The sequence below is a fragment of the Haliea sp. E17 genome (assembly GCF_048323675.1).
Taxonomy (GTDB): Bacteria; Pseudomonadota; Gammaproteobacteria; order Pseudomonadales; family Halieaceae; genus Mangrovimicrobium.
In genome coordinates this window covers 66,095-85,655 of record NZ_JBLWFK010000004.1, presented here as the reverse complement: position 1 = coordinate 85,655, position 19,561 = coordinate 66,095, and the positions used below count along the sequence as shown (strand labels likewise).

The following is a 19,561-nucleotide window of genomic DNA, read 5'->3' as shown; positions in this document are numbered from 1 at the left end:
TGGCTCAATCCTGCGGTTGGCGGCAGCAATTGACATTTTTTGTCAGTTGGTGACGTTTGAAGAATTCCGGCTCAGGGGTCCAGACGGAACCGGTATTTTCGGATGTATGTAGTTAACCTATTGAATTTTAATTAGATATATTTTTATGGGCTTTTTTTCTCGGAGTTGGCCCGTTCCCTGCACTCTACCCCTCAGGCAACTTTGCCAGGCGACGCGGACGCTTGCGGACGCGCTTTGCAAAACAACTACTGGAGTAGGGACACTATGAACAAGCACGTACAAAAGGGTTTTACCCTGATCGAACTGATGATCGTAATCGCGATCGTGGGCATTCTGGCGGCCATCGCACTGCCGGCGTATCAGGACTACATCGTTCGCTCGAAAATGTCTGAGCCGACTGCGGCCCTGGCGGAAGCGAAAACCACTATCGCGGAATACTACGCCTCCAACCCGGCTTTGGCTGATTGGCCGGCTGCAGCTGACGCGGATACTTTCGGTTTGAACACTGCGACACGCAATTCCGAAATTCTCAACAATATCGATGTATCCACTGCTGGTGGAGCGAACAGCGGTGCGTTTATTTATGCGCTGGTTAAAGCCAGCACTTGGGGTGACAACTCAGGCGATCTCTATTCTTTCGGCCTGTCAGGCACTACAAACGCAGACGGTACCATGACTTGGCAGTGTAAGCCTGGTACTGCAGCAACAGGCGCCGCAGGCACAGTCCCAACCAAATACCTGCCTTCAAATTGCCGCAGCTAATTGAGTTTGCTTAGCTGAAAAGCGGTTAAAAGCCCGGCCATGCGCCGGGCTTTTTTCTTGCCAAACATAATCAACGAAAGAATTTTTACCCTGGTGACACCTGCACGCATCCATCAGCCCAGCCCGGCAAATCGATCATTCCTGCTGCTGGCTGCACTCGCGCTGGGTTTGCTTGTCATCTATTTTCCGGGTCTCGATGGCCCCTTCCTGTTCGACGACGTACCCAACCTCACTGCAAACCAGCAGCTACAGATCACCGGTAGCCTGTCCGATGAGTGGCGTGTCGCGGCCCTGAGTTCCCACGCCGGCATCCTGCACCGCCCCCTTGCCATGCTGTCTTTCGCGGCCAATTTTGTGCTGACGGGTGGATTCGATGCCTTCGCCTTTAAATCGACCAATCTGCTGCTGCATTTCGGCTGCGCCTGCGCCCTTTATGGGCTGGCTGTCGGTCTCCTGCGCTCGCCGGCCATGCGTACCCTGGGTTTTACCCCGGGCCAGTCACAGGCGGTGGCCCTCCTGGCGGCGGCGCTGTGGTCCCTCCATCCCCTGCAGGTCTCCGCGGTGCTCTATGTGGTACAGCGCATGGCCCTGCTCTCGGCCTTTTTTGTCCTGCTCGGCCTTGCCGTTTTCGTCCGCTATCGCGTGCGTTGGGCGGAATATGGTGGGACTGCGGGCGAGATATTGGCGGCTGGCCTCTGGATTGCACTGTGCGGCCTGCTGGCGGCCCTCAGCAAGGAAAATGGCCTGCTGCTGTTCTGGCTGCTGCCGGTAATCGAAGTGTGTTTTTTCCGTGGGGAGTGGAGCGGCAGGAATCTGGCGCCCCTGCGATTGGTTGCGTCCATTCTGCTGGTTTTGCCCGCGGTGTTGTGCGTCCTGGTGTTGTTGATCGACCCGGCGATACTGGGAGTGAGTTATGCCGGTCGGGAATTCACCCTGGAGCAGCGCCTGCTGACTCAGTTGCGTGTTCTATGGCACTACGTCGGCTGGTTGCTGTGGCCGGATATTCGCGCCTACGGTTTGCACCACGACGATATTCAGGTGTCCATGGGATGGTACCAGCCCTACACAACCCTGCTCGCCCTGATCGGCTGGTTGTTGTTGGCCTTGCTTGCCTGGCTGGGACGCCGGCGTTTTCCCGTTCTGGCCTTCGCGCTGCTTTTTTTTCTCGTCGGGCAATCGATGGAATCCAGTTTTATCGCGCTGGAGATGGTCTACGAATTTCGCAATTACCTGCCTTCCTGTGCCGTGTTCTTCGCGATAGCGGTGGCCTTGATGCAGTTGTCACGCCGTTTTCCGCCCTGTGATTTCCGCATGGCTGGGGGGCTTCTGGTGCTGGTGCTGGCCGGCGTCACCTGCCTGCGCAGTCTCAATTGGGCGAGTGCCGAGGGCCTGGCACTGACCGATGTGCGCAATCACCCGCATTCCGCTCGCGCCAATTTTTACGCGGGACAGGTGTTGCTGGAACAGGTGTACAGTGGCCAGGTGAGTTCGGAGGCAGCGGTGCGTAATAACGTGGTCGCCGCACGGACGTTTTTTGAGCGCGGCCACCAGTTCGCCCCACGGGAATTTGCCCCCATGGTCTATCTCTATCGCCTGGATCGGCGCTATTTCTCCGCGATACCGGAGCCCCCCGACTGGCTCGGAAAAATGCAGGTGCTGGCGCAGGACCGGCGCCTGCAGGCCTCGGACAGGACCGCGCTGGAAGCCCTGGCCTCAACTACGGACCTGCCAGTGATGGAGGGAGACCGATCGAGGTTGTTGTCCTTGTATGAAGAATTACTCGGGCGCTACCCCGGTGATGCCCTCCTGCGCGCGGCGGCGCACAACCTGGGGTGGGAAGGCGAGCAGGTAACGCAAGCCGGTTGTCCTTCTTCCGGTAGCAGCTGTGAACCAGTTGCCGGAGACCTCATGGTGGCAATGGACGACGCGCAACAGCAGGGCCTGATTTATGAGCGCCTGGGAAAATACATGGCGACCGATACCCTACGGGTGCGGTTGCTGGAAATCAAGGGGCTGTTTACGCAATGACAGTCACGCGCTGGAATGTCGGTCAGCTCGGCTCTATTGCTTGGGTCATTTTGGGCCTGCTGATTGCGCTGTGGATCTACTGGCCGGGGATTGATGGCCCGATCCTGCTCGATGACCGCTCCAGTGTCGGGGTTATCGATGAACTGGATGAAAACACCGCCTCGCGGGCGCTGGATTATGTGCTGGGCGATAACTCCGGCATGTTCGGTCGCGCAGTGTCGATGTCCACTTTCGTCCTGGAGCGGATCCTTCTCGGAGACGAAGTTCGCCATTCGAAGCAGGTAAATATCCTCCTGCACCTGCTCAACGGGGCTCTGGTCATTTATCTGCTGCAGTTACTGTTCCGGCAGGCCGGATTTCCCTCCCACCGTTCCCTGGGAATCCTGCTCGGCCTGGCCTGGGTTCTGCATCCACTGTTGGTAAGCACCACCTTGTACGTCGTGCAGCGCATGGCGATGCTCACCGCGACGTTCATGTTCCTCGGCTGTATTGCCTATTGCAAGGCGCGGATGGCCAGGTCCGGTACCTGGCAGGCGCTCGCCTGGGCCCTGGCTGTGCCGGTATGTTTACTGCTGGCGATTTTCTCCAAGGAAAATGGCCTGTTGCTCGTTCCTGTATTGCTGGTGATGGAAGTGCTCTGGTTTGGCTGCAAGGACGCCCAGGGCAGACGCCTGCCCTGGCTCGCTCGGTCAGTATATGGATTGATTACGGCGGGTGGCCTGGTGGTAGTCGTGGCGCTTGTAGCGCTTTGGCGCTGGCTGGAAACGAGTTATCACTTCAGGCCGTTTTCCCTGGTCGAGAGATTGCTGACACAGAGCCGGATACTCTGGGATTACCTCGGCCAGTGGTTCTGGCCCCAGCCCGGGCGCATGGGTATCTACCACGACGATATCGTTATTTCCCGGTCTTTGCTGGAGCCGAGTACTACGCTGCCCTCGCTCATTGCTCTGCTGTGGATGGGCCTGCTGTTTTTCTGGCTGGTGAAGCGCTCCTGGGGGCGCTACGTTGCTTTTGGCGTCGCCTGGTTTGCCATTGGCCACAGCATGGAATCGACGGTCTGGCCACTTGAACTTTACTTCGAACACCGCAACTACTTCCCGGCAGTGGGCATTTTGATTGTTGTTGGTGCCCTTCTTGCCGAAGCGCTTCGGCGGCTTCCGGAGATAGGAGGGGCAGTTTCAGCATGGCTGGCGATTGCCGTGATTGCGCTTGCTGTGGTTACCTCTTCACAGGTCACCATCTGGTCCAGTCACCCGCTGTTGATACTGGCCCAGCTCAATGGGCACCCGCAGTCCGCCAGGGCGAATACCGATATGGCAGTACAAATGGCGCAGTTGCGCGATGCGCCCAGGGCTCGGGAATATTCCCTTCGCGCCCACCGTTACAGCCGGGTGGAGCGCGATTCAGACCGGCTTTTGCGCGACGTAGCGCTCAGCTGTATAGCCGGCGAGACAGATATTCGTGCTATTGTCGACCAGATAGGTGTGGAATCACCCGACAGGCCGATCAGTTCCCTCACCACGATGCTGACCGTAGTGCGACTGGCGCAGGACGACGTCTGTCCGGGGATGGACTGGACTTACCTTGCGCGAAGACTTGAGGTTCTCTATCTCGTCCAGGACTATGAGCACAAGGCTGCCAGTAACCTGTTCTCTGTATTTGCAACGCTGGAAAACGCGCTGGGGCGTCCCGCCGAGGCTTACGCCTTCACCGAGCGTTTCCTTGCGCTTTCCCCCGGGAACCCGCGTGGATTGCTGATGCAGTTGCATTTCGCGAGGACGCTGCAAAAAGACGAAGAGGCGCAGCAGTTGATTGAAATGCTGCGATCGCAAGCTGATGCAGGTAAGCTAAGTAACCGGCAAAAAGAGACCCTGGCCCTGTACACGGAGAGTTAACTATTGGACTTCAGCATCGTTATCCCCGCAAAAAATGAAGAACAGGGGCTTGCAATCGTACTGCCGCGTTTACGCGAACTGTATCCAGAGAATGAAATACTGGTCGTTGACGACGGTTCGCAAGACGCCACGGTCGAGGTCTGTCGTGCACATGGAGTCATGGTGGTACCCCACCCCTATTCCAAGGGCAACGGCGCCGCAATCAAGACGGGAGCCAGGGCAGCAACCGGCGAATACCTCGTGTTCATGGACGCGGATGGCCAGCATGACCCCGCGGACATTTCCCGCCTGATCGGGGAGCTGGAAAACGGTTACGACATGGTGATCGGTGCGCGCAGCGGCATCGCCTCGCAGGCCAGCATGGCACGCTGGGGCGCCAATACCTTCTACAACCGTTTCGCCAGCTGGATGGTCAACCGGCGTATTGACGACCTGACCTCGGGTTTCCGTGCGGTCAAGCGCAGCCGGTTCCTGAACTTTCTCTATTTGCTGCCCAATGGTTTCAGTTATCCCACGACATCGACCATGGCCTTTTTTCGCGCCGGCTATTCGGTCGGCTTTATCCCGATCAAGGTGGCCGAACGGATCGGCAAGAGCCATATCAACCTGTTGCGTGACGGTGTGCGCTTTTTCCTCATTATTTTCAAGATCGGCACTCTCTATTCACCGCTGAAGGTATATTTTCCCCTCGCGGTGCTGATGTTCGGGCTGGGGCTGCTGAATTACCTGATCAGCAGTTTTGTATCCGGCGGGGCCCGCTTTACCAATATGAGTACCTTGTTGATGCTTTCCGGCATGGTGGTATTCCTCATCGGCTTGCTTTCCGAGCAGTTGACGAACCTGCAGTACCGGGAAGCGGAAGATGAACATTAACGAAAGGGGCGTCAATATCCGTCGCCGTGGCCTGGGCCCGGCGATAGGCAGCCGGGGACTCTGATTCCCGTGACCACTTAACCATTATCCGGGTGCACTCAGGGAGTGCGGGAGAGCATAACAATGGAAAATCGGCGGCGACAGTACGTAATCAATAAAAAGGTGCAGTTCCAGTATGCGCTACTGGTTGTCAGCATTATGGTGCTGGCGGTCAATATAGGCATTCTTGTTGCTGTCATGGTACCGGGTCGGGAAGAGCCCCTGTTTACCTCGGGCATGACCACCGCTATCGGGATAGCGGAGCTCATACTGATCGCCGCCGTCTGGCATTCATGTGTACGCCTCAGTCACCGGGTAGTTGGACCGGTATATGTGATACAGAGGGAAATCGAGCTTTTTGCAGCTGGCGACCGCTCTGCCAGAATCCGCTTGCGCAAGCGGGATGTATTTCAAAGCGAGGCGGCCGCGATCAACGCGAGTCTCGATAAGCTACAGGCAGAGCTGGAAAGGCTGCGGGGAAATCCTGAATCCATAGCGGGTGGTAGCTCGGAGAGTCCCTGGCGAGACCCCGGGGCGGAGCCGGGAAACCAGGCCAATCGTCAGGAGGGCTGAGCCAATGCGTAGGCACAATGTAGTTCTGGCAGCCATTACTTCCAGAAAAGGTTCTGACACGCAGGCCGGATTTACCCTGGTGGAACTGATGGTGATTGTCGCCATCGTCAGTATCCTGATGGTAATCGCGCTCCCGGCCTATCTCGACTACGTAACGCGATCCAAAATCGGGGAAGGAATGGTATTTGTGGCGGAAGCCAAGACCACTGTCTCGGAGTACTACCATTCCAATTACGACATGCCGACCAGTAACGCCCAGGCCGGCTTGCCGGATGCAGCCAATTACAGCCGTTACGATTACATCAGCCGGCTTACCCTGTCCACGGTGCCGCGACCGGGTACCATCGTGGTGACCTTCAAGCTCCCGAATACGGTTGTCGATGGCCGCAAGTTACAACTGGTGCCCGACACCTCCGGGGATTATGTCATCTGGACCTGTGAGCCGGCGTCAGACAACCCGATTCAGAATCAGTATATTCCGCCCAATTGCCGCAGTTGATCAGTTGGGGGAGTGCCGGGGTGTCTGCTGTTGTTGGTGTTGGGCAACCCCGGTGAGAAATCAGCTCCGCTTGGCCTCCCGCCGCCGCGCATGCAGCACCGGCTCGGTATACCCGTTCGGTTGCTCACACCCCTTGAACACCAGGTCACAGGCCGCCTGGAAAGCGACACTGGAATCGAAATCCGGCGCCATGTTGCGGTAGGCGGGATCGCCGGCGTTCTGCTGGTCGACCACGGCGGCCATGCGTTCCAGGGTCTCGCGCACCTGGGCTTCGCTGCACACGCCGTGGCGCAGCCAGTTGGCGAGGTGCTGGCTGGAAATCCGCAGGGTGGCGCGGTCTTCCATCAGGCCGACATTGTGGATGTCCGGTACCTTGGAACAACCCACGCCCTGGTCGATCCAGCGCACCACGTAGCCGAGGATGCCCTGGGCGTTGTTGTCCAGCTCGCGCTGGATGTCTGCAGCGTCCAGGCCAGCGGCGCCTTTCAGCGGAATCGACAGGATGTCGTCAAGGGATGCTAGCGTGCGCTGGCGTAGTTCCTCCTGCCGCGCAGCGACATCGACCTGGTGGTAGTGCATGGCGTGCAGGGTGGCCGCGGTGGGTGAGGGTACCCAGGCGGTAGTGGCGCCGGCCAGCGGGTGGCCGACCTTGGCTTGCATCATCTGCGCCATCATGTCCGGCATGGCCCACATGCCCTTGCCGATCTGCGCCCTGCCGGGCAGGCCGCAGGCCAGGCCCACGTCGACGTTGGCGTCCTCGTAGGCGTTGATCCAGGCCTCCTGCTTCATGGCGCCCTTCGGCGTCATGGCGCCTGCTTCCATGCTGGTGTGAATCTCGTCGCCGGTGCGGTCGAGGAAGCCGGTATTGATGAACACCAGGCGCTCCCGCGCCTCGCGGATACAGGCCTTGAGGTTGACGGTGGTACGCCGCTCCTCGTCCATGATGCCGACTTTCAGGGTGTGGCGGGCCAGCCCCAGGGCGTCCTCGATGCGGTCGAACAGGTCGCAGGTGAAGGCGACTTCCTCGGGGCCGTGCATCTTCGGTTTGACGATGTACACGCTGCCGCAGCGCGAGTTGCGCGGCTGGTCGGTGGATTTGTTCAGGTCGTGCAGGGCGATCAGGGCGGTGAACATCCCGTCCATGATGCCCTCGGGGATCTCATCGCCCGCGGCGTCGAGGATGGCCTCATTGGTCATCAGGTGACCGACATTGCGTACGAACAACAGGCTGCGGCCGGGCAGTACCAGCTTGCCGCCACCCGCCGCGCTGTATTCGCGGTCGGGGTTCAGCGTACGCCTCAGCGTCTGTCCGCCCTTCTGGAAGCTGTCCGCGAGGTCGCCGCGCATCAGGCCCAGCCAGTTCCTGTAAACCAGCGCCTTGTCTTCGGCATCGACTGCGGCGACCGAATCCTCGCAGTCCTGGATGGTGGTCAGCGCCGCTTCCAGGATGACATCGGCGACCCCGGCGGCATCGGTTTTACCCACCGGGTGCGCGTGGTCGATGACAATTTCCGCGTGCAGGCCGTTGTGGCGCAGCAGGACGGCGGTCGGCGCGTCGGCGGGGCCGTTGTAGCCGACAAACTGTGCCGGATCGGCCAGGCTGGCGCTTTCGCCGCCCTTCAGTTCTACCGCGAGTTGGCCGTCGGCAATGTGGTAGGCAGCCGCATCCGCGTGCTGGCCCATGGCCAGGGGGAAGTGCTCGTCGAGGAAACGGCGCGCGTAGCTGATGACCTGCTCACCGCGAACCGGGTTATAGGCGCCGGCGCGGGTGGCGCCGCCGTCCTCCGGGATGACGTCGGTACCGTAGAGGGCATCGTACAGGCTGCCCCAGCGGGCGTTGGCGGCATTCAGGGCGTAGCGCGCGTTCATCACCGGCACCACCAGCTGCGGCCCTGCCAGTTGTGCCACTTCCGGGTCGACATTTTCCGTGGTGATGCTGAAATCCTCGCCCTGGGGCAGCAGGTATCCGATCTCCTGCAGGAAGGCCTTGTAGGCGGCGCGGTCGTAACCCGGGCCGGGATTGGCGCGGTGCCATGCGTCGATCTGCGTCTGCAGCCGATCGCGGGTCTCCAGCAGGGCGCGGTTGCGCGGGGCGAAATCGGTGACGATGGCCTCCAGCGCCTGCCAGAATTCCGCCGGCGCGATGCCGGTGCCGGGTGCGATGTCCTTCTCGAGCAGCTCGTTGAGTACGCTGGCGACCTGCAGGCCGCCCTGCTGGATGCGCTGGGTCATGCTGTCTGTCCTGTTGTCTGGCTCTGGGCGATAGTCGCATGGCGCGACGGATTTTGCGGATTCTAGGAGTCGGGGTGAGATTTAGCTAATTTATCGCTTTTATCACTGGCATCATTGGTGTGAATTTTTGCGCTCGGTGGCCGGGGAGCGGCATCTCCCGCAGCCGCGGGAGATTCCTGCTACCGGGATACCTGTGCCCGTCCGGCGCTGGTGTCGCCAGCGCACCGGGATCCTGCACAAGCAGGCAGCTAGAGGGTGGGCGCCTGCCCGTCCAGTTCCCGCGCCGTATCCGTCACCAGCTTGCGAATCCAGCGATTGGCCGGGTTGTGCTGCAGCAGGGGCGACCAGGCCATTTTCAGCTCCAGCGGCGGAATATCCAGTGGCGGCTCGCGCAACACCACCCGCGGGTTGTTGCGTTTCAGCAGTGCCGCCCGGGTCGGCAGGGTTACGATCAGGTCGTTCTGTTCCGCCAGTGTCATCGCCGCCTGGTAGTGGCGGGTGAACACCCGTATCTGCCGTTTCTTGCCCAGCTTGTTGAGGGCCACATCCACCCATCCCAGACGCTGGACGTCGTCCGGATTGACGCCTACACCCACGCCCATCCCGGTTTTACTCACCCAGACGTGGTCCGCGGCAAGGTAGTTTTCCAGGGAAAAGTCCTCCAGCATGGGATGCTCGGCATTGAGAACACAGGAGAAACTGTCCTTCCACAGCAGAATCTGGTGGAATGACTGGGGCATGGAGTCGAAGCGATTGATTACCATGTCCACCTTGCCGCGCTCCACATCGAGGAAGCTGACGTCCGAGGGTGTCATAATGTCCAGGGTGATACCCGGGGCCACGCCACGGAGCTTGGCGAGCACCGCCGGGAACAGTGTGGCCTCGGCGTAGTCGCTGGCCATGATGCGAAATACCCGGCGCGCCTCTTCCGGTTCAAATTCCGAGCGCGGCTGCACCGCGCGCTCGATATTGGTGAGGACCTCGCGCACCAGGGGTTCCAGTTCCAGGGCCCGCTCGGTGGGGGTCATGCCCTCGCTGGTGCGGACCAGCAGGGGGTCGTCGAACAGGTCCCGCAGGCGGCGCAGGCCGTTGCTCATGGCCGGCTGGCTGAGGTTGAGCTGGTGGGCGGCCTGTGTCACATTGCGCTCCCGCAGCAGGGCGTCGAGGTAGACCAGCAGGTTGAGATCGATGCGGTTGAGGTTCATGGCAGTATCGTATTCACCGGATGAATGAAAAATACTAGCCTATTAATCCCAGGTATTACAGACCGGCCCTCGCGCCGGTTTTCAGGCACGGTGCGTGCATGCAAACAGACAACAGTGACTGCGGACCAGCCACAGCAGAGAGGTAACCCGAGATGACAACGTATCGCGCCCCCGTCGAGGACATGGCATTCCTGATCGACGAGGTACTGGAAGCCGGCAGTGTGCTGGGTGAACTGGAGGGCTTCGATGAGCTGGGCGTGGGGCCCGAGTTGAGCGCGGCCCTGCTGGATGAAGCGGCCAAGCTCGCCGGCGGGGTATTTGCACCCCTGCGCCGGGAGGGCGACCTGCACCCCGCAACCTGCAGTGAAGGCAGGATCACGGTGTCTCCGGGCTTCGACGAAGCCCTGCGGCAGCTGGCCGAGGGTGGCTGGATCGGCATCTCCGCGGACCCGGCCTACGGTGGCCAGGGCCTGCCGGAGATCTACTCCACCGCCGGCCACGAGATGTGGAACGCGTCCAACATGGCGCTGGCGCTGGCGCCGATGCTCAGCAGTGGCGCGGCCCTGGCCATCGCCGCCCACGGCAGCGAGGAGCAGAAAGCCACTTACCTGGAAAAAATGCACAGCGGTGAGTGGATGGGCACCATGAACCTTACCGAGGCCGGCGCCGGCTCCGACCTCGGCGTGATGAAGGCGCGGGCGGTGCCCGAGGGTGACCACTACCTGATTACCGGGCAGAAGATATTCATTACCTGGGGCGACCACGAGGTCACCGACAATATTGTCCACCTGGTGCTGGCCAAGCTGCCGGACGCACCGGAGGGCAGCCGCGGCATCTCCCTGTTTATCGTGCCCAAGTACCTGGTGAACGCCGACGGCAGCCTGGGCGAGCGCAACGATGTCTATCCCGTGTCCACGGAACACAAGCTCGGCATCCACGGCAGCCCGACCTGTGTCATGGCCTACGGCGACAATGGCGGCGCCATCGGCTACCTGCTGGGCGAGGTAAACCGCGGGCTGGCCTGCATGTTCACCATGATGAACGAGGCGCGGCTCAAGGTCGGCGTGCAGGGCCTGGGCCTGGCCGAGGGCGCCTTCCAGCAGGCCGCGGCCTATGCCCGCGAGCGCGTGCAGGGCGGCGTGCCGATTATCCAGCACCCGGACGTGAAGCGCATGCTGCTGAGCATGAAGTCGATGATCGAGGCCATGCGCGCCCTGGCCTACGCGGAGGCGATCACCCTCGACCTCGCCCACCGCGGCCCGCAGGCGGAACGCGCGGCCCTGCAGGCGCGGGTGGACCTGATGATCCCGGTGATCAAGGCCTGGCTGACCGAGGTGGGGCAGGAAGTGACCTCGCTGGGCGTACAGGTGCACGGGGGCATGGGCTATATCGAGGAGACCGGCGCCGCGCAGTATTTCCGCGACGTGCGGATTTCCTCGATTTACGAGGGCACCAACGGCATCCAGGCGGCGGACCTCGTCACCCGCAAACTGGGGCGTGATGGCGGCGCGACCATGAACGCAATCCTGGCGCAGATCGCGGCATTCATCGGCGAGCTGGAAGCCACTGGTGACGCCGGACTGGGGCTGATCGCACAGGCGCTGCAAACCGCACTGGCGGCCCAGGAGCGCTCCACCGCAGTCATCCTGCAGTCACTCGCCGAGTCCGTCGACAGCGCGCTGGGCGCATCCTTCGATTACCTGATGCAGACCGGCTTCCTGCTCGGTGGCTGGCAGCTGGCGCGCGGCGCGCTGGCGGCTCACCGGCAGATTGGCGCCGGCTCCGACAACCCTTTCTATGCCACCAAAATAGCCACGGCGGGCTATTACGCGGAGCAGATCCTGCCGCGCTGCCAGGGTTATGCGGCCTGTGCCACCTCCGCGGGCAGCAGTCTGGCGGACTACCCCGTGGACAGCATCTGATCGCCGGAGGCCAGGACCATGAGCAGGATTTCCACACCCGACCTTACCGATGAACACCCCGGGGCGCGGGCCATCGAACTGCAACTGCGGAATTTTGGCGGAGTCAAGCAGTTCGGCGGTGCCGCCGTGACCATCAAGTGCCACGAGGACAACTCGCTGGTGAAGGCCTGCGTCGCCGAGCCCGGGGAGGGGCGGGTGATCGTGGTCGATGGCGGCGGTTCCCTGCGCCGGGCGCTGCTCGGGGATATGCTCGCCGAGGAGGCGGCCCGCAACGGCTGGGCGGGGCTGGTCATCCACGGCGTGATACGCGATGTCGATGAGATCGGCGCCACCGCCCTGGGGGTGCAGGCGCTGGGCACGACACCGCTGAAAACCGAGAAACTGGGCATGGGCCAGCGCGACATCGCGGTGAGCTTCGGCGGGGTTACCATCAACCCCGGGGACTACGTCTACGCCGACAACAACGGGGTGATCGTCAGCGCGCAGCCGTTGCTGTAGCGCGTTACCGCGTACTGGGGCAGCGCGTCACCGCGCAGGCTCGGTGCGCCGCTGTCTCCTGCTACTTGCCAGTGGCCTTCGCGCGCCTCACAGCAGCCGCATCGACAGGTCCAGCGCCTTGCAATCCTTGGTCAGGGCGCCGATGGAAATAAAGTCGACGCCGGTTTCCGCGATAGGCCGCAAGGTCGCATCGGTGACGTTGCCCGAAGCTTCCAGTTCGGCGCGACCGGCGGTCATGGTCACGGCCTCGCGCATGTTGCCCAGGCTGAAATTGTCCAGCATGATGCGATCGGCCGCGGCCACCAGTGCCTGCTCCAGTTCCGCCAGCGATTCCACTTCCACCTCCACCGGCTTGCCCGGGGCATTACGCCGCGCCGTCGCCACCGCCTGGGTGATGCCACCGCAGGCGTTGATGTGGTTTTCCTTGATCAGGTAGGCGTCGTACAGGCCGATGCGGTGGTTGTGGCAGCCGCCGCAGCTCACCGCGTATTTCTGCGCGATGCGCAGGCCGGGAATGGTCTTGCGGGTATCCAGCAGGCGCACCCCGGTGCCCTGCACCAGGTCCGCGTAGCGCCGGCAGGTGCTCGCGGTGCCGGAAAGCAGCTGCAGGAAATTGAGGGCGCTGCGCTCCCCGGTGAGCAGGCCGCGCGCGGGGCCTGCGAAGGTGAACAGCACCTGGTCTGCGGAAATGTTATCGCCGTCACCGGCCTGCCACTGCAGGCGGATGGCCGGGTCGACTGCGGCAAACACCGCGTCTACCCAGGCCTGCCCGCAGAGTACGCCCGCCTCGCGGGTGATCACCCGGCCTCTGGCGGCCGCGCCAGCGGGGATCAGTGCCGCGGTGATGTCGCCGTCGCCGATGTCTTCGGCGAGGGCGGTGCGCACGTTCGCCAGGACGACGTCGGCGGGGGGCGGGATGAGTGCTGCGGGGCTCATGGCGTGGGTCCAGCGGTTTCAGGGGCTGCGAATTGTAGCAGCGCGCCGGGTGGCTGACGACTGCCGGTGCCCGCCCGGCGCGGCGCTCGCCAGGGGGCTCTCGCCGGAGCGCGCCTGAACACCCCCGACCGGTTGAGCCGCACAGCCCCCTCGGCATACTATGAAACGCATGTGGAAGGAAAAAAACTACAGCGTTGAAGACGGATGGCTGGGCGGCGTAGCTCGCCGGCCCTCGCCGAATTACGACCAGCGTCCGGCCGGCCAGTTGCCCGAACTGCTGGTCATCCACAATATTTCGCTGCCCCCCGGCCAGTTCGGCGGGGAGTGTATCGAGCAGTTGTTTACCAATTGCCTTGACTGGGACACGCATCCGTTTTTCGCTGAAATCCGCGGTCTGGAAGTGTCCGCCCACCTCTTGATCCGGCGCGACGGCCAGCTCGTACAGTTCGTGAATTTCCTCGATCGCGCCTGGCACGCCGGCAAATCCCGGCACCGCGAGCGCGAGAACTGTAACGATTTCAGCATTGGCATCGAACTCGAAGGCACCGATGAAGAACCCTACACGGATGCACAGTATAGCGAGCTGGACGCGGTGACCCGCGCCCTGTTGCGAGCCTATCCGGGCATCGCGGGGGGCGGGATCGTCGGCCACTGCGATATCGCGCCGCAGCGCAAGACCGACCCGGGGCCGGCCTTCGACTGGTCCCGCTACCGCCTCGCCCTCGCGCACCTGCTGGAGGAGATGCCCTCGTGACCTTTCTTGCCCTGATCCTGGCGCTGGTACTCGACCAGCTGACCACCTTTGGCGACAGGCTGCGCCGCGATGGCTGGTTCGCTCACTGGCAGTCCCTGCTGGCAGGGCTCGGGGTTTCCGGCAATGCGGCCCTGCTGCTGGCGGTGGTGATTCCGGTGCTGGCGGCCGGTGTTGCCCTGCACCTGCTGGCCGCGGTGCTGTTCGGCCTGCCCTGGATAGCCGCAGCGGGACTCTTGTTGCTCTACAGCTTTGGCCGCCTGCCGCTCAGCGCCCTGCAGGAGCGCTATCGCGGGCATTGCCGGCGCGGCGATTTCCAGGGCGCCTGGCTGGAGGCGGAGGCCGCCCTGCCGGGCCTGTCTATCGAGTTGGAGCAGGATGCGCAGCAGGTCCACATCGCCATCGAGCGGGCCTTCCTCTACGAGAGTTACCAGCGCTGGTTCGCGGTACTGTTCTATTTCCTGGTGTTCGGCCCGCTGGGCGCCTTCACCTACCGGCTCTGCCAGTTGCTGGGCGAGGAGGGGGGTGGCCACGGTGTGCTGCTGCACTGGCTGGACTGGCTGCCGTCCCGCGCCCTGGCGGCAACCTTTACCCTGACCGGTGATTTTTCCGCCAGCGTGGACGATGCCTGGGCCGCCTGCAGGTCAGCGGCCATGCCGGCCAGCCAGGTGCTGTGGCGGGTGTCCTCCGCCGCGCTGGGCAATGCGCCCGCGGAAGCGGATCTGTCCGGCCAGGCCGCGGCCCTGCAGAATGAGGCGCAGGCGGCCCTGGTGCGCCGGGCGGCGGTGTGCTGGATCGCGGTGATCGCGCTGTTGGTGATCATCGGTTGAGCCGGGCTTGACCGCCCTGTTACTATGTAACCCAAATAATATGGCCATGGATGGGCCCGCGGAATGCCTGATTTGAAACGGGGTGATGAAACCCTGCCCAGCCTGCGCGAATTCGCGGCGGACTACCAACCTGTCGTTCATTACTACCTGACGATTGTTTTTCACCCCGACAGCAGCCGGATAGGCGAGTGGGCGGAGTTGGATCTTGCCGGCCAGGACAGCGGTCTTGTCGGGCGCAATACGCCCTGTTTCAGCTCCGGGCGGGCGCTGGACGACCCCTATGTCAGCCGCCGGGCCCTGCAGTTCAATCCTGTCGAAGGTGGACTGGTGCTGCGCCGCCCGCAACAGGCGAGTCGCTGTAGCGTGGCCGGGCGGGAGCTGCTCGGGACCCATTCCCTGGACGATGCCGCGCTGGACGCCGGGGTGGCCCTGACCCTCTCCCATGCGGTGGTCCTGCTCCTGCGGCGCAGCGAGATCAAGCCGCCAACCGGCGAAGTGCCGCACTGTGGCCTGGTGGGTTCCAGTGTCGCCATGCAGCACCTTCGGGCGGGCATTGCCCGCGCTGCCAACTGCGATCACGATGTCCTGCTGCGCGGTGAAACCGGCACCGGGAAGGAGCTTGTGGCGGCGGCGATTCACCGTTTCAGTCGTCGTGCACAGGGCCCCTTTGTCGCCGTCAACATGGCGGCAATCCCCCCATCGCTGGCCGCAGCCTCCCTGTTCGGCAGTGCGCGAGGCGCGTTCACGGGCGCGGCGAAGGCGCAGGCGGGGTATTTCCAGCAGGCGGCCGGTGGCACCCTGTTTCTCGATGAGGTGGGCGATACGCCGGTCGAGGTTCAGCCCTTGCTGCTACGCGCGTTACAGGAGCGGGAGATCCAGTGTGTCGGTGGTGTTGTGAAGCGCGTCGACTTGCGTATTGTGTCCGCGACCGATGTACCGATCGACACTGCTGGCAGCAATTTCAGGTCCGCCCTGCGGCACCGGCTGGGGACGGTGGAGCTGGTGTTGCCGGCGCTGCGCGAACGTCCCGAGGATATTGGTGAGCTGCTGCTGCATTTCATTCGCGAAGCCGCGGCCCGGGAGGGGCTCGGCGATTCTGTTTTCAGCGCTTGCCGCGACAACCTGCAGGTGAGCGTCGCCTGGGCGCGGATTTTTCGCGCTTTCCTCGGCTACCACTGGCCGGGTAACGTCCGCCAGTTGGTCAATTACGCCACCCAGACGGTGTTGGCCTCGGTCGCATCGCCGACATTGCCGGCGGGAATCCGCGAGGTGTTTGCAGCGCCGGCGACTGCTCCGGCACCTGTGCCTGCCGATATACCGGTGAACGGCCCACTGGCGCGCCTGGGCGCTGTCAGCGAGGACGAGTTCCGCGAGGTGATGATTCACTGCAGGTTCGAGGTTGCAGCGGTAGCCGAGGCGCTCGGGGTGAGCCGCCAGTCAGTCTACCGCCGCATACACAGCTCGCAGGAGTTCCGTCTCGTGGCGCAGGTCGGGGACGATGAATTGCGCGCGGAACTGGCGCGCAACGGCGGTGATATCCATGCCGTGGCGATGCACCTCGCGGTGTCCGAATCGGCTTTGCGCGCTCGCCTGCGTAGTGCCGGTCAACCGGTTTAGGAGGCGCTGGCGCTGGATTCCCGGATTGGTCCCTACAGCATCCGCCGCCTGATCCGCGAGGGCGGCCAGGGCCGTGTATACCTCGGTTACGACCAGCGCCTGAACCGGCAGGTGGCGATCAAGATTCACGCCATGCCCGGTAGCCGGCAGCAGCGCCGCCGGGCCCTGGCCGAGGCGCGCAAGGCCGCAAAAATCAGCGACACCCGCATCGTCCAGATTTACGACATTATCGAGTCGCGGGGTTTCCTGGCTATCGTGATGGAATACGTCCCGGGCTGCGACCTGGAGGAGTTGATCGGGCGCGAGCGACTGTCCGTTCCCGCGGTGATCCGGGTGGGCATCGACCTGGCGGCCGCGCTCGACGCCGCTCGCCAGGAAAAGCTCGTGCACGGAGATCTCAAGGCGGGCAATGTGCTGGTAACCCGGGAGGGGCGGCTGAAACTGGCGGACTTCGGTATTGCCCGGGAGGCGGGTGTCGATGGCGGCAGCGCGGGCAGTCCCGCGGCGATAGCGCCGGAACAATTGCGCGGCATGCCGGCGGACCAGCGCAGTGACCTGTTCTGCCTGGGCTGCCTGCTGTTCCGCCTGCTCAGCGGAGAACACCCCTTCGCCAGCGACGGCGTGCCCGACAGTGAGCGCCTGCTGCACGCTGATACGCCCGCACTGGCGACGGTTCATCCGGGTGGCGAGGTGGTTCCGCGGGCCCTGGCGTTGCTGCTGGGTGAACTATTGCAACAGGATCCGGAGCAACGCCCGCGGGATATGCACCGGGTGCGCAGTTTGCTGCGCGCTGCGAAACGCGATTTTCCGCTCTCCCCGGCAGATGCCCTGGTGCGCCAGGCCGAGGCGTATTTTCGTCCGGAGACCGAAGCCGAAATTCCGCCAAACATACCGGGGGACCTGCGCAAGCATGGCCGTTCCCGGCTGGTGCGGCGGGGCCTGGAGTCCTGGCTGCAGAAATTCCAGCGTTTGCGCCTGAGTACCCGGTTGCTGGTGGTCACGGCCATGCCGCTGCTGGCCGCGATAGTGTTTGAACTCGCCACCCTGCACCTGCCCCGGCGGGTACATTTCGAAGCCCCGGAAATCGTGGCGCCGCAAGTGCCGTCCGACGTCGATGATTTCGGCCAGCGCTGGCTGATGCAGGCGGTGCAGTCGGCGGTGGAATCGCGTATCGGCCCGATTCATGTGAGCGGCCAGGCGGAGCCGAAATACTACTTCGTGGAACTGGCGGGCCGGGCGCCACAGATCGTCATCAGTAGCAGTTTGCGTTGCAGCGAAGTGGTCTGCCTGTTTTTTGTCTCCCGGCGCGATGGCGAGGGCTTTCGCTACCAGCACGCGCTGATTCCGCCGGAGCTGCCGCGGCGGGACTGGGAGGCGGTGGTGCGCGACAGTACCGCGGCGCTATTCCCCTGAGGGCGCTGGACCCGCCGCCGGCGCACCGCGCTCCAGGTGCTTGATGCGCTGGTACAGCGCAGTGTTGTGCGGGGTGGCCACGCCCCGTCGCCGCGCTACCTGCAGCAGGTGGCCGGTGATGAAGTCAATCTCGGTCGCCCTGCCTGCGAGGACATCCTGCAGCATGGATGAGCGGTTGTGGGCGGTCTTGCGGGCCACCTCCAGCGCATCCGCCTCGATCTGCGCCGCGGTTTGCGGGTAGCCTGCAGCGAGGCTCACCGCGCTGATCTCCGCGCACAGTTCCAGCATCTGCCGGCGCAGCGCCGGCTGCTCGACCAGCGCGCCATTGGGGCAGCGATGCTCGGCGGTCAGGGGGTTGATGGCGCAGTTGATCGCCAGTTTATGCCACAGGGCGGGTTCGATAGGGTCCAGCCAGGCGCATTGCAGGTCGGTGGCCTGCCAGTCCTGGTACCAGTCCGGCGGGCTGCCGCCGCCGCTGTGCCCGAACAGGGTCTGGCCGTGGCCGGCGTGGCGGATGTGCAACGCGCCGATGCGGTAGGCGCCCTCGGTGGTCGTGCAGCAGTACAGGCTGTTGACGCCGCTGGCGGCGAGCGCCGCCTCGATATAGCCCATGCCGTTGGCGGCCAGGACCAACTGCGTATCTTCCTGCAGGCGATGCGCAACCTGCTGCAGCGCCGCTACAATCTGCGGCGCCTTGGTGGCCACCAGCAGGTGCCGGATCGCGCCCGGCTGCTCGGCCGCGCCGAGGTGCACGTCAAAGTCGTGCCGCTGCGTCGCGGATTCAACGCTAACGATCCCGTTCGCGGAGGCCGGCGGGTCGCGCAGGAGCAGGGTGACCGGGCGGCCGGCGGCGCGCAGGCGGGCGGCCAGCAGGCAGCCCATCGCTCCCGCGCCCAGGATGTGCCAGTGCCGCGCGGTCAAGGCTTGCGGTTCCGCATTGAAAAAAGCCTGTGGCGGATTACCATGTTGCCCTTGCCCTGCGCCAGTTATGAGGAAAAAACACTATGCCATCATTCGACATCGTATCGGAAGTGGACCTGCACCAGCTGACCAACGCGGTCGACCAGGCCGGCCGTATTGTTACCAACCGGTTTGACTTCAAGGGAGTGGACGCGGGTTTCGAGCGCGAGGAGCGCACCGTGGTCATGCACGCGGAGGCGGAGTTCCAGGTGGTGCAGATGGAGGACATGCTGCGCAGTGCCTTGATCAAGTGCGATATCGACCCCGCCGCCATGGACATCGGCGATCCGGTTACGTCGGGCAAGCTGGTGAAACAGACTGTGGTGCTCAAGCACGGGCTGGACTCCGCCCAGTGCAAGTCACTCGTCAAGCGCATCAAGGACAGCAAGCTCAAGGTCCAGGCGCAGATTCAGGGCGACCAGGTCCGGGTCACCGGCAAGAAGCGCGACGACCTGCAACAGGTGATCGCGCTGCTGCGCGAGGCCGAATTCGAAGCGCCCCTGCAGTTCACCAATTTCCGCGACTAGT

At 63.2% G+C, this 19,561-nt stretch carries 17 protein-coding genes; 13 read left to right on the top strand and 4 right to left on the bottom strand.

The window, feature by feature from the left end:
• Nucleotides 1-264: 264 nt before the first annotated feature.
• From ACNKU3_RS10895 to ACNKU3_RS10870, 6 genes are all read left to right on the top strand, one after another.
• Nucleotides 265-762, top strand: coding sequence for a pilin (locus ACNKU3_RS10895; protein ID WP_418259494.1), 498 nt, complete (start codon nucleotides 265-267; stop codon nucleotides 760-762).
• 93 nt (nucleotides 763-855) lie between these two features.
• Nucleotides 856-2,790, top strand: coding sequence for a hypothetical protein (locus ACNKU3_RS10890; RefSeq protein ID WP_418259493.1), 1,935 nt, complete (start codon nucleotides 856-858; stop codon nucleotides 2,788-2,790).
• On the top strand, nucleotides 2,787-4,685 hold the full coding sequence (locus ACNKU3_RS10885; RefSeq protein ID WP_418259492.1) for a hypothetical protein: 1,899 nt from the start codon (nucleotides 2,787-2,789) through the stop codon (nucleotides 4,683-4,685). Before ACNKU3_RS10890 ends, ACNKU3_RS10885 begins: the two co-directional genes overlap by 4 nt.
• A gap of 3 nt (nucleotides 4,686-4,688) precedes the next feature.
• Nucleotides 4,689-5,558, top strand: coding sequence for a glycosyltransferase family 2 protein (locus ACNKU3_RS10880; protein ID WP_418259491.1), 870 nt, complete (start codon nucleotides 4,689-4,691; stop codon nucleotides 5,556-5,558).
• Nucleotides 5,559-5,681: 123 nt separating this feature from the next.
• Nucleotides 5,682-6,170 (top strand): hypothetical protein, encoded by a 489-nt coding sequence (locus tag ACNKU3_RS10875; RefSeq protein WP_418259490.1) that lies wholly within the window; start codon nucleotides 5,682-5,684, stop codon nucleotides 6,168-6,170.
• 4 nt (nucleotides 6,171-6,174) lie between these two features.
• On the top strand, nucleotides 6,175-6,669 hold the full coding sequence (locus tag ACNKU3_RS10870) for a pilin (protein ID WP_418259489.1): 495 nt from the start codon (nucleotides 6,175-6,177) through the stop codon (nucleotides 6,667-6,669).
• A gap of 60 nt (nucleotides 6,670-6,729) precedes the next feature.
• Here ACNKU3_RS10870 and ACNKU3_RS10865 read toward each other — a convergent pair whose 3' ends face one another.
• The gene (locus tag ACNKU3_RS10865; RefSeq protein WP_418259488.1) at nucleotides 6,730-8,901 is read right to left on the bottom strand and encodes a malate synthase G; all 2,172 of its coding nucleotides are present in this window, start codon (nucleotides 8,899-8,901) and stop codon (nucleotides 6,730-6,732) included.
• A gap of 248 nt (nucleotides 8,902-9,149) precedes the next feature.
• A complete protein-coding gene (locus ACNKU3_RS10860; RefSeq protein ID WP_418259487.1) occupies nucleotides 9,150-10,106 on the bottom strand; it encodes a LysR family transcriptional regulator in 957 nt (318 codons plus the stop codon).
• A gap of 152 nt (nucleotides 10,107-10,258) precedes the next feature.
• On the opposite strand from ACNKU3_RS10860, the gene ACNKU3_RS10855 reads away from it, so the two are divergent.
• Both ACNKU3_RS10855 and rraA read left to right on the top strand, forming a co-directional pair.
• Nucleotides 10,259-12,028, top strand: coding sequence for an acyl-CoA dehydrogenase (locus ACNKU3_RS10855; protein ID WP_418259486.1), 1,770 nt, complete (start codon nucleotides 10,259-10,261; stop codon nucleotides 12,026-12,028).
• 18 nt (nucleotides 12,029-12,046) lie between these two features.
• Nucleotides 12,047-12,526, top strand: a complete 480-nt coding sequence (gene rraA / locus ACNKU3_RS10850; RefSeq protein ID WP_418259485.1) for a ribonuclease E activity regulator RraA — start codon at nucleotides 12,047-12,049, stop codon at nucleotides 12,524-12,526.
• Between the two features lie 87 nt (nucleotides 12,527-12,613).
• Here rraA and nadC read toward each other — a convergent pair whose 3' ends face one another.
• Nucleotides 12,614-13,462, bottom strand: a complete 849-nt coding sequence (gene nadC / locus ACNKU3_RS10845; RefSeq protein ID WP_418259484.1) for a carboxylating nicotinate-nucleotide diphosphorylase — start codon at nucleotides 13,460-13,462, stop codon at nucleotides 12,614-12,616.
• 169 nt (nucleotides 13,463-13,631) lie between these two features.
• Between nadC and ampD the strand changes: the two genes are divergently transcribed.
• The 4 genes from ampD (at nucleotide 13,632) to ACNKU3_RS10825 (ending at nucleotide 18,073) form a co-directional block, all read left to right on the top strand.
• Nucleotides 13,632-14,216, top strand: a complete 585-nt coding sequence (gene ampD, locus ACNKU3_RS10840) for a 1,6-anhydro-N-acetylmuramyl-L-alanine amidase AmpD (protein ID WP_418259483.1) — start codon at nucleotides 13,632-13,634, stop codon at nucleotides 14,214-14,216.
• The gene (gene ampE, locus ACNKU3_RS10835; protein ID WP_418259482.1) at nucleotides 14,213-15,043 is read left to right on the top strand and encodes a regulatory signaling modulator protein AmpE; all 831 of its coding nucleotides are present in this window, start codon (nucleotides 14,213-14,215) and stop codon (nucleotides 15,041-15,043) included. Before ampD ends, ampE begins: the two co-directional genes overlap by 4 nt.
• Nucleotides 15,044-15,106: 63 nt before the next feature.
• A complete protein-coding gene (locus tag ACNKU3_RS10830) occupies nucleotides 15,107-16,660 on the top strand; it encodes a sigma 54-interacting transcriptional regulator (protein ID WP_418259481.1) in 1,554 nt (517 codons plus the stop codon).
• A gap of 6 nt (nucleotides 16,661-16,666) precedes the next feature.
• Nucleotides 16,667-18,073, top strand: coding sequence for a serine/threonine-protein kinase (locus tag ACNKU3_RS10825; protein WP_418259992.1), 1,407 nt, complete (start codon nucleotides 16,667-16,669; stop codon nucleotides 18,071-18,073).
• Here the strand turns inward: ACNKU3_RS10825 and ACNKU3_RS10820 are convergent.
• Entirely contained in the window at nucleotides 18,062-18,994 is a 933-nt protein-coding gene (locus ACNKU3_RS10820) for a ketopantoate reductase family protein (RefSeq protein WP_418259480.1), read from the bottom strand. The genes ACNKU3_RS10825 and ACNKU3_RS10820 overlap by 12 nt on opposite strands.
• A gap of 83 nt (nucleotides 18,995-19,077) precedes the next feature.
• Between ACNKU3_RS10820 and ACNKU3_RS10815 the strand changes: the two genes are divergently transcribed.
• Nucleotides 19,078-19,560, top strand: coding sequence for a YajQ family cyclic di-GMP-binding protein (locus tag ACNKU3_RS10815; RefSeq protein WP_418259479.1), 483 nt, complete (start codon nucleotides 19,078-19,080; stop codon nucleotides 19,558-19,560).
• Nucleotide 19,561 lies beyond the last annotated feature (1 nt).

What these genes read in the sequence shown, in the direction of transcription:
- nadC (WP_418259484.1), bottom strand. Translation starts at nt 13,462, where the DNA reads ATGAGCCCCGCAGCACTCATCCCGCCCCCCGCCGACGTCGTCCTGGCG.
- ACNKU3_RS10870 (WP_418259489.1), top strand. Translation starts at nt 6,175, where the DNA reads ATGCGTAGGCACAATGTAGTTCTGGCAGCCATTACTTCCAGAAAAGGT.
- ampD (WP_418259483.1), top strand. Translation starts at nt 13,632, where the DNA reads ATGTGGAAGGAAAAAAACTACAGCGTTGAAGACGGATGGCTGGGCGGC.
- rraA (WP_418259485.1), top strand. Translation starts at nt 12,047, where the DNA reads ATGAGCAGGATTTCCACACCCGACCTTACCGATGAACACCCCGGGGCG.
- ACNKU3_RS10885 (WP_418259492.1), top strand. Translation starts at nt 2,787, where the DNA reads ATGACAGTCACGCGCTGGAATGTCGGTCAGCTCGGCTCTATTGCTTGG.
- ACNKU3_RS10860 (WP_418259487.1), bottom strand. Translation starts at nt 10,106, where the DNA reads ATGAACCTCAACCGCATCGATCTCAACCTGCTGGTCTACCTCGACGCC.
- ACNKU3_RS10830 (WP_418259481.1), top strand. Translation starts at nt 15,107, where the DNA reads ATGCCTGATTTGAAACGGGGTGATGAAACCCTGCCCAGCCTGCGCGAA.
- ACNKU3_RS10815 (WP_418259479.1), top strand. Translation starts at nt 19,078, where the DNA reads ATGCCATCATTCGACATCGTATCGGAAGTGGACCTGCACCAGCTGACC.
- ACNKU3_RS10855 (WP_418259486.1), top strand. Translation starts at nt 10,259, where the DNA reads ATGACAACGTATCGCGCCCCCGTCGAGGACATGGCATTCCTGATCGAC.
- ACNKU3_RS10875 (WP_418259490.1), top strand. Translation starts at nt 5,682, where the DNA reads ATGGAAAATCGGCGGCGACAGTACGTAATCAATAAAAAGGTGCAGTTC.
- ACNKU3_RS10895 (WP_418259494.1), top strand. Translation starts at nt 265, where the DNA reads ATGAACAAGCACGTACAAAAGGGTTTTACCCTGATCGAACTGATGATC.
- ACNKU3_RS10865 (WP_418259488.1), bottom strand. Translation starts at nt 8,901, where the DNA reads ATGACCCAGCGCATCCAGCAGGGCGGCCTGCAGGTCGCCAGCGTACTC.